Here is a 12,092-nt window from a genome sequence, read left to right on the forward strand (position 1 = left end):
CGGCCCCGGGCCGCCGGGCCGGCCTAGGCCGGCCGCAGCTCCTGGGTGCAGCACTTCACGCTGCCGCCGCCCTTGAGCAGCTCGCCCAGGTCCATGGGGACCGGTTCGAAGCCGCGCTCGCGCAGCGGTGCCAGCAGCCCGGTCGCGGCCTGCGGGAGCAGCACGTGCCGCCCGTCGGAGACGGAGTTGAGGCCGAAGGCGGCCGCGTCCGGGGCGTCCACGAGCAGGGCGTCCGGGAAGAGCCGGCGCAGCACGGCCCGGCTGCCCGGGGAGAAGGCCGGCGGATGGTACATGATCTCGTCGCCGTCGAGCACGCACAGCGCCGTGTCCAGGTGGTAGTAGCGCGGGTCCACCAGGTCGAGGCCGATGACGGGGCGGCCGAAGAACTCCTGCGCCTCGTCGTGCGAGAGCGGGCTGGAGCGGAAGCCGCGGCCCGCCAGGATCCAGCTGGCGGTGACGGCGAAGTCCCCCTCGCCCTCGTTGACGTGCGAGGGCTCGTGGACGTCGGTGAAGCCGTGCGTCCGGAACCAGTCGAGGTGGATCTCCGCCTCGGCGGCGCGTTCCGGGTAGGCGAAGCGGGCGCCGAGGACCCGGCCGTCGACGACGAGGGCGCCGTTCGCGGCGAACACCATGTCGGGCAGGCCCGGGTCCGGTTCCAGGGTCTCGACGGTGTGCCCGAGGGAGAGGTAGCGGTCTCGCAGGTCCTCCCACTGCGCGAGGGCGAGGGGCAGGTCCACCGGTTTCGTGGGGTCCATCCACGGGTTGATGGAGTACGTGACCTTGAAGTGTGCGGGTGGGCACATCAGGTAGCGCCGGGGTGTGGCGTCTCTGCGCAAAGAAGGCTCCTCACGACTGCGGACTCACGGTACGGGTGTGTACGCAGAGAATCGTCCCTCCTCGGGATGCGGTCGCACAGTGAACCGATCGGGTGGTTTACCACAACGGCCGGGAGACGAGACGTCTCGCCGGGGTTGGTACGTTGGGCCGGTGACCAAGGCCCCCGACTCCAGCCGCCGCAGCGAGCACTCCCGGCGCGCCATCCTCGACTCCGCCCTCGCCCTCGTCGGCGAGGTCGGCTACAACAAGCTGACCATCGAGGCCATCGCCGCCCGCGCGGGCGTCGGCAAGCAGACCATCTACCGCTGGTGGCCCTCGAAGGCGGCCGTCCTGCTGGACGCCTCGCTGGCGCTGTCCGGGGAGGCCTGGACGGACACGGGCTGGTCCGGCTTCCCCGATACGGGTGACCTGGCGGCCGACCTGAAAGCCGTCCTGCGAGCCACCGTCGACGAGTTCTCCGACCCCCGCTACGAGGCCCCCGCGCGCGCCCTGACGGCGGCCGGGGCGACCGACCCCGACCTGTCGGCGCGCTTCACCGAGCAGCTGCTGGAGCCCCAGCTCGCCCTGTACGAGGCCCGGTTGCGGGCGGCCCGGGACGCCGGCCAGCTCGCGGCGGACGCCGACCTGCGGCTGGTGACGGAGATGCTCGTGGGGCCGCTGACGTACCGGTGGCTGCTGCGGACGGCGCCCCTGACGCACGCCTTCACGGACGCGCTGGTGGATTCCGTGCTGGCCGGTGTGGGCGGCGCGGGGGGTGCGGACGGCGTGGCAAAAGTCACCGTCCGATAGCCGGACGCCCCGTGACCTCGGCAACGCCGGGAACATATGGCCGGATTGTGCGTTTTTGGCGGGAAGTAGGGGCTGGGGCGGGAACGGGGGGTGCGGTCACCCGGCCCTCGGGATGGTGGGACCATGGATCGGTCTGCCGGGGCAACGGTGAGGTGAGGGGATAGATGGGGTCTGAGTCCGGCCGCGTCAAACGCGGCGAGCAGAGCAGGATTTCCCAGTGGCTGCGCCGCCGCTCGAAGGCCGCTCCCGAGGACCCCGGCAGGGAACGCGAAGCGCTCCTCCTGGCCGTCGCCGCCGCCGGCCTCCCGGTCGCCCCGGCCGCCCATCCCGCCGGCTACCGATGTTCGTGCGACCGCATCGGCTGTCCCACGCCCGCCCGGCACCCGGTCTCCTTCGCCTGGCAGACCCAGTCGACCACCGACCGCGCCCAGATCGAGCGCTGGGCCCGCAACCAGCCCCAGGCCAACTTCATCACCGCGACCGGCATGGTCCACGACGTCCTGGACGTCCCCCTCGAAGCCGGCCGCAGCGCCCTGGAACGGCTGCTCGCCGCAGGCGTCGAGGTCGGCCCCGTCGCCGAGTCGGGCGGTACGGGCGACCAGGCCCGGATGCTCTTCTTCACGGCCACCCGGGGTACGCCCGAGGACGAGGACGAGTGGTGGCCCTGCGAGCTGGACTGCCATCCCGAGACGATGGACGAGCATCCCGGTCTGCGGTGGCACTGCCGTGGCAGCTACGTGCTGCTGCCGCCGGCGGCGCTGCCGGGTGACTTCGCGGTGACGTGGGTGCGCGACGTCCGCCACCCGCTGCCGGACCCGCTGACCCTGCTGGAAACCCTCACGGACGCCTGCGCCCAGTACGCCGGCACGGCGGACCAGACCCCGTCGGCCGTCGCCTGGCCCCTCGGGCGCTGAGCCGCTGAGCCGCTGAGCCCCGTCTCAGACACCGCCGGGGCTCCGCGGGGCCCCGGCGGCGACCGGTTCAGTGGATCTGGGTGACGACCACGTCGAGGGACCACGCCCGCCCCGCCTTCGCGGGAGCCCCGGCCTCGACCACGTACCCCAGGTCCCGCAGCGCGGCCACCAGCTCCGCCGGGTCCCCCGGCTCGATCCCCGCCACCAGCAGGTCCCGCACCAGCCGCCCCTTCGTCGCCTTGTTGAAGTGGCTCACCACCGACCGCTTCTCCACCCCGTCCACCGTCTGCGAGTGCAGCACCCGCACGGTGGCCGTGCGCCCGGCCGTCTCCCCCTTCGGCTTCCACGCCGACGCGTACGCCGACGAGCGCAGGTCCAGCACCAGCCCGTCCCCCGCCGCCTCCGGCATCACCTCGGCCATCGGCGTGCGCCAGTACGCGCCCAGCGCCCCGAGCCCCGGCAGCTTCACGCCCATCGAGCACCGGTACGAGGGGATCCGGTCGGTCACCCGCACCGCGCCCCACAGCCCGGAGAACACCAGCAGCGTCCGCTCGGCCAGCGCCCGCGCACCGGCGGGCAGGCCGGCCAGGTCCAGGGCGTCGTAGAGGACCCCGGTGTAGATCTCCCCCGCCGGCCGGGCCGGCGCCGACCGCAGGCCCGCGTTCTTGGCGACCTCGCCGCGCAGCCCCTCGCTGAGCCCCAGCACCTCGCGGGCCTTGAGCTCGTCGCCCGCGCACAGCTCGACCAGCTCCTCCAGCACGGCCGCCCGCGCCCCGGCGAGCCCGGGCAGCGACAGCGAGGCGGGGTCGAGCGGAGCGCCGGAGCCGCCGGCGGCCTTTCCCTCGGAGGGCGGCAGCAGCACGAGCACGGTGGTTCTCCTATCGATGGCACGACGCGGGGGTGCGGCCCCCGGGCCAGGGTAGACGGCCCGCCGTCGGCCGGTCACGGGCGAACGGCCACGGCCGCGCCCGGGCCACTGGGGCCGGGGCGGGTCGTGGCCGCCGGTGGGGGGTCCGTGGTGGGCGGTGCCTCGTCGCCCTCGTGCTGCGGTGCAGGACGACTGTCCGGCCCGCCACCGGTCCCCGTCCAGGTGTTTCGAGCAGGTTCGAAAGAGCTGGACGCCGCCTCACCCGCGCAGTAGGAGGGAACCCAGGGAGGTCACCGCGTGCAGCACCGAGTTCCGGTGCCGGGTCGAGCTGATCAGGCCCGCCGCGCGCAGCACCGAGGTGTGGTGGCTGACCGAGGCCTGGGACATGCCCACCAGCCGGGCCAGTTCCGAGGTGCTGCGGGAGCCCTCCGAGGTGTGGTGCAGGATCTCGCTGCGGGTGCGCCCGATCAGCGGTACGAGTTTCCTCCCGGCGGAGTCGTCCGGGGAGACGGTGCGCCGGGCGGGATAGGTGAGGACCGGCGGCAGCTCCGGGTCGAGGAGCGAGACGGGGGTGCGGGCGCGGAACAGGGTGGGGACGAGGAGCAGGCCCCGCCCGGCCAGGTGCAGTTCCTGGTCGACGGGGTACTGGACCTCCAGCACGGGCGGCCTCCAGCGCATGCCCGGCCCCAGTCCCGCCAGGACCCCCTCGATCCCCGATTCGGCGGCCGTCTTCGCCTGCGCCGCGTACTCCGCCCGGACCGTCGTCCGCATCGTCTGCTCCAGCGGCGCCACCGCCGCCGCGTGGTAGCCGCGCAGGGCTCCGGCGAGCCCCCGCAGCGCGTCGGGGCGGCCGGCGCCCAGGTCCCGCGTCCAGGAGGGCAGGGTGCCGCCGGAGGCGAGGACCTCCAGGTCGCCGCTGAGGTGGCGGGCGGGAGTGGCGGCCAGGGCGTCGAGGCCCCGCTCGATGTCCGGGGACCCGTCGGACGGGGTGAGGAAGTCGGGGAAGTAGCCGAGCGGGCGCACCAGGGGCAGGAGCGTCCGCAGGCCCTCGGGCCGCCGGGCCAGGACCGCCCGGCCCCAGGCCTCGGCCGCCGGGTTGCCGGTGCGGTGCTGGAGCATGCGCAGGCTCAGCACCGTCTCCCACAGGGGGTCGGGCCGGCTGGCCACGCTCGTACGCGCCAGGTCGGCGCCCGTGAAGTGAATCCGCAACAGCATGTGCCGCCCCGTGGATGAGTTCCGATCGGTTCCGGTGGTTTCGGGTGATCCGCCCACCACATTGCGCCCCGGCCGGGCTCCGCGTTCCAGGAGGTTTCACGCCGTCGTGCGCGGCCGTTCCGCGCCGTGTTCCGCTCACCGGAACACGGCGCGGGAATCCGGACAGCGGCGGGCCGCGCGCGGCCGCCGAGAAGATCTCCCGGGCAGGACATACGCTCGGTCCATGCCACGCCGTCACATGCACATGGCCGGTGCGGACGGTGCCGCTCTGGGCGCCGCGCTGCGTGAGCTGCGGACGCGTCTGGGCGTGCCCGACGCCTTCCCGGCGGAGGTGCTCGCCGAGGCCGAGCGGGCCGCCGGCGCTCCCCGGCTGCCCGACGAGGACGCCACCGACCTCCCCCTCTTCACCATCGACCCGCCGGGCTCGGTCGACCTCGACCAGGCCATGCACCTGGCGAAACGGTCCGGCGGGGGCTACCGCGTCCACTACGCGATCGCCGACGTCGCCGCCTTCGTCATCCCGGGCGGCGCCCTGGACGGCGAGGCCCACCGCCGGGTCACCACCCTCTACTTCCCCGACGGGCGGGTACCCCTGCATCCGCAGGTGCTCTCCGAGGGCGCGGCCAGCCTGCTGCCGGACCGGACCCGTCCGGCGCTGCTGTGGCGGCTCGACCTGGACTCCGACGGCCGGGTGCAGGCCACCGACGTCCACCGCGCCCTGGTCCGCAGCCGGGCCAGGCTCGACTACGACGGCGTCCAGAAGGCCATCGACACCGGCACCGCCGAACCCGCCCTGGCCCTGCTGAAGGACATCGGGACCCTGCGCGAGGCACTGGAGGCCGAACGCGGCGGGATCTCCCTCAACGTCCCCGAGCAGGAGGTCGTCGGACAGAACGGCTCCTACCGCCTGGCGTACCGGGCTCCGCTGCCGGCCGACGGATGGAACGCCCAGATCTCCCTGATGACCGGCATGGCCGCCGCCGACCTGATGCTGGCCGCCGGCACCGGGATCCTGCGCACCCTGCCGGCCGCCCCCGACGGCGCGGTGGGGCGGCTGCGGCGGGCCGCGCAGGCCCTGCGGATCGACTGGCCGCACCACGTCCCGTACGCCGCGCTGGTGCGCTCCCTGGACCCGCGCGTCCCCGCGCACGCCGCGTTCCTCCAGGAGTGCACGGCCCTGCTGCGCGGCGCCGGGTACACGGTGTTCACCGGCGGGGAGCGGCCCGAGCACGCCGTGCACGCGGCGGTGGCGGCCCCGTACACGCACTGCACGGCCCCGCTGCGGCGGCTCGTCGACCGGTACGCGGGCGAGCTGTGCGTGGCGGCGGTGGCGGGGGCGGCGCCGCCCGCGTGGGCGGTGGAGGCCCTGGCGGGGCTCCCGCACGAGATGCGGGAGGGGAGCAGGCTGGCCAACTCCGTGGAGCGCGAGTGCGTGGACCTGGTCGAGGCGGCCCTGCTCAAGGACCGGGTCGGGGAGACCTTCGACGCGACGGTCATCGACGTGGAGGAGCGGGACCCGCAGGCCGGGACGGTGCACCTGGAGGACCCGGCGGTGGTCGGCCGGGTCGAGTCCCCGGCGGGCCCCCTGCCGCTGGGCGACCGGATCCGGGTCCGCCTGACGCGGGCGGACCCGGGCACGGCCAAGATCCTCTTCGCGCCGGCCTAAGCCGCCGCCTTCCGCAGGGCGGTGACCAGGGCGCGGGGGTCGTCGGCGTGGAAGCGGACCGTACGGGCCCGCGCGCGGGCGCCGAGGGGGCGGCGGAAGTCCAGCGGGCGGTTCAGCTCCAGGGTGACCGTCGTCTGGCTGCCCACGATCAGGTCGAGCACGCCGTCCTCGGTGAGGGTGACGAGCCGCCCCTCGGGGTAGCGGCGGTCCACCCGGGCCGAGGCCACCGCGTCCGGCGGGACGGTGAGGTCGAACAGGGCCCCGTAGCGGATCCGCAGCGTCCCATCCGGCCGTACGACGTGCGGGCGGGTCACACAGGCGGCGTGCAGGGCCAGCACCAGCAGCACCCCGTAGACGTCGAGGACGAGCACCACGCGGTGCACAGCGGGCCAGGGGATGAGCAGGGCGAGCCCGACGGTCTCGATCACCGACACGAAGAGCAGCCCGTACATCATCGCCGTCTGCGGCCCGGTGTAGGCGGCGGCGAGGTCCCCCGGCCGCACCCCGTGCGGGCGGCGCGCCACCCACCGGCCGAGCGAGGCGCAGGCCCGCAGCTCGTGCAGCAGCAGCCGGCGCACCGGCTCCGGCACCACGGCCCGTACGGCCTCCCGCCAGGAGCCGGTGCGCCGTCGCAGCGAGCCCAGCACCCACCCCTCCAGCAGCAGCACCCCGAGCACCAGCCCCTCGACGCCGCCCGTCACCCAGCCGGGCGGGCGCACCCCGGCCGCGAGGCACAGGACGAGGACCAGCTCGCCCGGTATCGCGGCGGCGGCCCCGAACCGGGCCGCGCGCACGGCGCTCACGCGGGCCCCCTCCCCACGAAGGCCGCCATCACCCGGCGGACGACCTCCGCCTGGGCGGGGGCGTACTCGGCGAGCAGCGCCTCCCCGAAGCCGGGGACGACGGGCCCGCCGGCCGGGATCGCGTCGAAGGCGGCGGCCGGGACGGCCGCGACCATCGCCTCCGCGAGCGGGCCGATCCGGGGGTCGTCGACGGGGGCGTCGGCCAGTGCGTCGAGCCGCTCGTAGAGCGCGAGGACGGCGGGGTCGGCGGCGAGCGTCCCCAGGACGGCGTACAGCTCCTCCCCGGCCGCGCCGGTGGCGTCCAGCAGGGTCAGGTGCTCGCGGTCCTTCGCGGCCGCCGGGGAGTGCGTCGGCGGCGCCTTCGCCAGCAGCGCGGCGAGCGCGGGCGACACCGGCTCGGCCTCGCCGGGCCCGGCGGCGAGCAGCACGGCGAGCCGCCTGCGCCGCCCGGCCAGCTCGGCCTCCTGCCGGGCGAGGTCGGCGTCGAGCTCCGCCAGCACGTCGGCCAGCTCCCGCCCGGCGTCGTCCGCGAGGACGTCCCGCACCTCGTCGAGGCTCAGCCCGAGTTCGGTGAGCCGGCGCACCCGCGCCAGGAGCACGGCGTCGCGCACGGTGTAGGCCCGGTACCGGTTGGCCCGCCGCGCCGGCTCCGGGAGCAGGCCGACGTGGTGGTAGTGCCGGACCGCCCGGGTGGTGGCCCCGACCAGCGCGGCGATCTCTCCGATCCGCATGCCCCTCAGTAGAAACCCTGCCGCCGCGTCAAGGTCAAGCCGCCGCCGGGAGCCGCCTCGGCAGCCGGTAGCATGGTCGGCACGACAGACGAGTCGGCCGGGCGGCCGCGTCGGGGTCTCCGGATCCCGCCGAGGAACGTCCGGGCTCCACAGGGCAGGGTGGTGGCTAACGGCCACCCGGGGTGACCCGCGGGACAGTGCCACAGAAAACAGACCGCCGGGGGCTTCGGTCCCAGGTAAGGGTGAAACGGTGGTGTAAGAGACCACCAGCGCCTGAGGTGACTCAGGCGGCTAGGTAAACCCCACCCGGAGCAAGGTCAAGAGGATCCGTCCCCGGACGGGTCTGCGCGAACGCTTGAGGGCTGCCCGCCCGAGTTCGCGGGTAGACCGCACGAGGCCGGCGGCAACGCCGGTCCTAGATGGATGGCCGTCTCCCCGGCGACCGCGAGGTCTCCGGGTGACAGAACCCGGCGTACAGGCCGGCTCGTCTGCCGTTCCCTTCCCCGCCGGGTGGCGCGAACACCCCTCGGCGGGGCGCGTCATGGGGCACGCTCGCACCCATGACCGATCGCCCCGCGGCCGCGGCCGCCGCCTCCGCGCACATACGTGAGCTCGCCGAAGCCACTTCCGATCCCCACGACGCCTACGCGGGCCACGCCGACGTGGCCGCCGTGACGGCGAGCCTGCACGGCCTGGCCCGGGACCTCGAAGAGGTACTGGAACACCTGGCATGCCACGTCGGGCGGCACGACGACGCCTGGGCCGTCGTGGACGGCGAGCGGCGGCTGCCCGGCCAGCTCGCGCGGGAGGCGGGCGGCCAGCTTCTGACCGCCCGGGCGCAGGCCCACAACATGGCCCGCGCGCTGGAACGGTCCGTGGAGACCCTGGGCCGGCTCAGGCCCGCGCCCTGACGCGGCCTACCGCAGGTGCGAGGTGTCGTTGAGCAGCCGGACCGAGGCGTTGCCGTCGGCGTAGTAGGCCACCGCCGAGAGGGAGGCCGCGGAGAGCTCCATCTTGAACAGGGACTCCGGCGGGGCCCCGAGGGCGAGGCGGACGAGTGTCTTGACCGGGGTCACGTGGGTGACCAGCAGCACCGTGCGGCCCGCGTACGCGGACAGCAGCCGGTCCCGGGCGGCCGACACCCTGCGGGTGACGGCGGCGAAGCTCTCGCCGCCGCCCGTGGGGGCGGCCTTCGGGGAGTCCAGCCAGGCCTGGAGGTCGTCGGGGAAGCGTTCCCGCACCTCGGCGAAGGTCAGCCCCTCCCAGGCGCCGAAGTCGGTCTCGCGCAGCCCCTCCTCGACGGTGACCGGCAGCCCGAGGCGGTCGCCGACGGCCTGGGCGGTCTCGCGGCAGCGGAGCAGCGGTGAGCTGACGACGGCCTGCACGGTACCCCGCGCGGCCAGCGCCTCGGCCACGGCGGCGGCCTGCCGGCGCCCGGCCGGGGACAGCTCCGGGTCGGTGCCGCCGCTGCCGGAGAACCGCTTCTGCGGGGTGAGCGCGGTCTCCCCGTGCCGCAGCAGCACGAAGGTGGCGGGAACACCCATGTCGGGCCCGCCCCAGCCGGTACCTCCGGCGGTGGCACGGGTCTGGCCGGCTCCGGCCGGGGCCTCGGTGCCGGCCTGAGCGTTCGCCAAGGCCTGGGCGGAGCCCTGGGCGGGGGTCAGGGCCTCGGCTTCGTCGAAGAGGGTGTCCGCCTCAGGGGCGGCCGCGCTGCGGGCCGCGCGCACGTCGGCGGCGGCGCCCGTCGGGGCAGCCGTGCCGGACGCCGTCCCGGCGTCGCCGAACAGCGTTCCCGTCCCGGGCGCGGCCGCACTCCGGGCGGCGCGCACGTCGGTGGCGGCGGTCCGCGCCGCGCCGGGCGTCAGGCCGGCATCGCCGGCCGTGCCGGAGGCCGTCGCAGACCCGGCGGCAGCCGCGGCGGTTCCCGGAGCGCCGGTGGCGGCGGGCGCACGGGAGCCGGTGGCGGTGGCGGAGTCGCCGGATGCGTCCGGGCGCCCGGCTGCGCCGGCGGCCAGCGCGGCGCGGACCGCCGCCGCGCCCTTCGCCGCGTCGCCCGGAGGCCCGGCCGGGGCAGGGGCGTTGCCCGGGGACCCGGCCGGGGTGAGGGCTGCCGTGGAGGCGGAGGGTTCCCACTGCCGGCCCCGGCGGCCCGCGTCCATCGCCTCGTTGGCCAGGCGGTCCGCGTGCTTGTTCCGCTCGCGCGGGATCCACTCGTACGTGACCTGCGCGCGCGGCAGGATCGTCGCGGCCTCCGCCGCAAGGGGCCTCATGTCGGGGTGCTTGATCTTCCAGCGGCCCGACATCTGCTCCACGACGAGCTTCGAGTCCATCCGGACCCGGACCTCCGCGTCCGGGGCCAGCTCACGCGCGGCCTTCAGCCCCGCGATCAGGCCCCGGTACTCGGCGACGTTGTTCGTCGCGACGCCGATGAACTCGGCGCGCTCGGCCAGGGTCTCCCCCGTGACCGGGTCCAGGACCACCGCGCCGTAGCCGGCGGGCCCCGGGTTGCCCCGGGATCCGCCGTCGGCCTCCACGACGAAACGCGGCATCAGATGCCCGAGTCCGCCGTACGGACCAGGATGCGGCCGCAGTTGTCGTGGCGTACGACCTGGTCGCGGGCGGCCGCCTTGATCTCGTTGACCTCGGCCATGTCGAGCTCCAGGCGGCAGCCCTCGCAGCGGCGCTGGTACAGGCGGGCGGCGCCCACCCCGCCCTGCTTGACGCGGATCTTCTCGTACAGGGCCATCAGGTCGGCCGGCATGGAGCCGACGATGACCTCGCGGTCCTTGGTGACCTTCGCGGCCTCGGCGTCCAGCTCACCGGTGGCGGCGTCGCGGCGCGCGGTGGCGTCGGCCAGCTTGGACTCCAGCGCGGAGACCCGCTCGGTGATCCCGGTGACGCGCTCCTGCGCGCCCTCCAGGCGCTCCATGACCTCCAGGACCACGTCCTCCAGGTCGGCCTGCCGCTTGGCGAGCGAGGCGACCTCGCTCTGCAGGTTCGCCAGGTCCTTGGCCGAGATCCCGGCGCCCGACTCCAGGCGCTGCTGGTCACGGGCCGCGCGCTGGCGCACCTGGTCGACGTCCTGCTCCGCCTTGGTCTGCTCGCGGGCGGCGTCGCTGGCCTGCGTCTGGGCGGCGACGAGCAGGTCGCGCTGCTGGCTGAGGTCCTTGGTCAGGGAGTCGACCTCGGCGTGCTCCGGCAGCGACTTGCGCTTGTGGGCGAGCTGAGACAGCCGGACGTCCAGGGCCTGGACGTCGAGGAGTCGGATCTGGTCGGCGGGCTCGGCGTTCAGTTGGGGGCTCCAGAGACACTAGAAGGGGTGGTTTCGGACGGCGCGTGCGCCGTCCACGGGTCGGTGACCGTGCGCGAGACGTGGGTCCGCAGACCCCAGCCGTGGCGCTCGGAGACGGCGTCGAGCTCGGCCGCGGCCTGCTCGCACCAGGGCCACTCGGTGGCCCAGTGGGCGGCGTCGACGAGGGCGAGCGGGTTCTGCTCGCGGGCCTCGGACACCGGGTGGTGGCGCAGGTCGGCGGTGAGGAACGCGTCCACGCCGGCGGCGCGGACCTGCGCGAAGAGGCTGTCACCGGAGCCGCCGCTGACGGCGACGGTGCGGATCAGCGCGTCCGGGTCGCCGGCGACGCGGATGCCCTGGGCGGTGCGCGGGAGCCGGGCGGCGGCGCGGGCGGTGAACTCGCGCAGGGTCTCGGGGCGGTCCAGCTCGCAGATCCGGCCGAGGCCGCGGCGGCCGGACGGGTCGGTCGGGTCGGGCACGAGGGGGCCGGTGACCCGCAGGTCGAGGGCGCCGGCGAGGGCGTCGGAGACCCCGGGGTCGGCGGTGTCGGCGTTGGTGTGGGCGACGTGCAGCGCGATGTCGTTCTTGATCAGCGTGTGCACGACACGGCCCTTGAAGGTGCCCGCCTCGACGGTGGTGGTGCCGCGCAGGTAGAGGGGGTGGTGGGTGACGACCAGGTCGGCGCCCAGCTTCACCGCCTCGTCGACGATCTCCTGTACGGGGTCCACGGCGAACAGCACCCGGGTGACCTCGGCGTCGGGGTCGCCGCACACGGTGCCGACGGCGTCCCACTGCTCGGCCCGCGAAGGGGGCCAGAGAGCGTCCAGCGCGGCGATGACTTCAGAGAGAGAGGGCACGGGCCAAGGCTACCGTCCGTGGCGACCGCCCAGCCTGTCCCCCGGGCGGGGGGCGGACGGGGGGCGGACGGGAGCACGGTCCGCCCCGCGCGGGCGCCGCCTTCGCACACTGAGGCAAGG

Annotated in this window: 12 protein-coding genes and 1 other RNA gene; 5 read left to right on the forward strand and 8 right to left on the reverse strand. The window is 75.4% G+C overall.

Annotated elements, in window-relative coordinates; all coding sequences use genetic code 11:
- Positions 1-23: 23 nt before the first annotated feature.
- Positions 24-836, reverse strand: a complete 813-nt coding sequence (gene ddaH / locus ABT403_RS18555) for a dimethylargininase (RefSeq protein ID WP_344153421.1) — start codon at positions 834-836, stop codon at positions 24-26.
- A gap of 151 nt (positions 837-987) precedes the next feature.
- Between ddaH and ABT403_RS18560 the strand changes: the two genes are divergently transcribed.
- On the forward strand, positions 988-1,626 hold the full coding sequence (locus ABT403_RS18560; protein WP_344153418.1) for a TetR/AcrR family transcriptional regulator: 639 nt from the start codon (positions 988-990) through the stop codon (positions 1,624-1,626).
- A 164-nt stretch (positions 1,627-1,790) separates the two neighbouring features.
- Positions 1,791-2,540 (forward strand): bifunctional DNA primase/polymerase, encoded by a 750-nt coding sequence (locus ABT403_RS18565; protein ID WP_344153415.1) that lies wholly within the window; start codon positions 1,791-1,793, stop codon positions 2,538-2,540.
- 67 nt (positions 2,541-2,607) lie between these two features.
- On the opposite strand, the gene yaaA is transcribed toward ABT403_RS18565, so the two are convergent.
- Together yaaA and ABT403_RS18575 are read right to left on the reverse strand one after the other, a co-directional pair.
- Positions 2,608-3,408, reverse strand: a complete 801-nt coding sequence (gene yaaA / locus ABT403_RS18570) for a peroxide stress protein YaaA (protein ID WP_344153412.1) — start codon at positions 3,406-3,408, stop codon at positions 2,608-2,610.
- A gap of 258 nt (positions 3,409-3,666) precedes the next feature.
- Entirely contained in the window at positions 3,667-4,623 is a 957-nt protein-coding gene (locus ABT403_RS18575) for an ArsR/SmtB family transcription factor (RefSeq protein ID WP_344153409.1), read from the reverse strand.
- Positions 4,624-4,846: 223 nt separating this feature from the next.
- Here ABT403_RS18575 and ABT403_RS18580 point away from each other — a divergent pair, with 223 nt between their 5' ends.
- Entirely contained in the window at positions 4,847-6,289 is a 1,443-nt protein-coding gene (locus ABT403_RS18580) for an RNB domain-containing ribonuclease (RefSeq protein ID WP_344153406.1), read from the forward strand.
- On the opposite strand, the gene ABT403_RS18585 is transcribed toward ABT403_RS18580, so the two are convergent.
- Together ABT403_RS18585 and ABT403_RS18590 are read right to left on the reverse strand one after the other, a co-directional pair.
- Entirely contained in the window at positions 6,286-7,092 is an 807-nt protein-coding gene (locus ABT403_RS18585) for a hypothetical protein (RefSeq protein ID WP_344153403.1), read from the reverse strand. The two genes, ABT403_RS18580 and ABT403_RS18585, sit on opposite strands and share 4 nt — an antisense overlap.
- Positions 7,089-7,823, reverse strand: coding sequence for a MerR family transcriptional regulator (locus ABT403_RS18590; protein ID WP_344153400.1), 735 nt, complete (start codon positions 7,821-7,823; stop codon positions 7,089-7,091). Before ABT403_RS18590 ends, ABT403_RS18585 begins: the two co-directional genes overlap by 4 nt.
- An 89-nt stretch (positions 7,824-7,912) precedes the next feature.
- On the opposite strand from ABT403_RS18590, the gene rnpB reads away from it, so the two are divergent.
- Together rnpB and ABT403_RS18600 are read left to right on the forward strand one after the other, a co-directional pair.
- Positions 7,913-8,314: RNase P RNA component class A (gene rnpB, locus ABT403_RS18595), an RNA gene on the forward strand.
- A gap of 69 nt (positions 8,315-8,383) precedes the next feature.
- Positions 8,384-8,734, forward strand: a complete 351-nt coding sequence (locus ABT403_RS18600) for a hypothetical protein (protein ID WP_344153397.1) — start codon at positions 8,384-8,386, stop codon at positions 8,732-8,734.
- A gap of 6 nt (positions 8,735-8,740) precedes the next feature.
- Here ABT403_RS18600 and ABT403_RS18605 read toward each other — a convergent pair whose 3' ends face one another.
- The 3 genes from ABT403_RS18605 to ABT403_RS18615 are packed head-to-tail and all read right to left on the reverse strand — an operon-like array spanning position 8,741 to position 11,972.
- Entirely contained in the window at positions 8,741-10,372 is a 1,632-nt protein-coding gene (locus ABT403_RS18605; protein ID WP_344153394.1) for a histidine phosphatase family protein, read from the reverse strand.
- Positions 10,372-11,115, reverse strand: coding sequence for a zinc ribbon domain-containing protein (locus ABT403_RS18610; RefSeq protein WP_344154801.1), 744 nt, complete (start codon positions 11,113-11,115; stop codon positions 10,372-10,374). Before ABT403_RS18610 ends, ABT403_RS18605 begins: the two co-directional genes overlap by 1 nt.
- Complete coding sequence (locus tag ABT403_RS18615) at positions 11,112-11,972, reverse strand: Nif3-like dinuclear metal center hexameric protein (RefSeq protein WP_344153391.1); 861 nt, start codon at positions 11,970-11,972, stop codon at positions 11,112-11,114. The genes ABT403_RS18610 and ABT403_RS18615 overlap by 4 nt, the downstream gene beginning before the upstream one ends.
- Positions 11,973-12,092: the final 120 nt, after the last annotated feature.

Source organism: Streptomyces sp. NPDC000075 (assembly GCF_040301925.1).
GTDB lineage: Bacteria > Actinomycetota > Actinomycetes > Streptomycetales > Streptomycetaceae > Streptomyces > Streptomyces polychromogenes.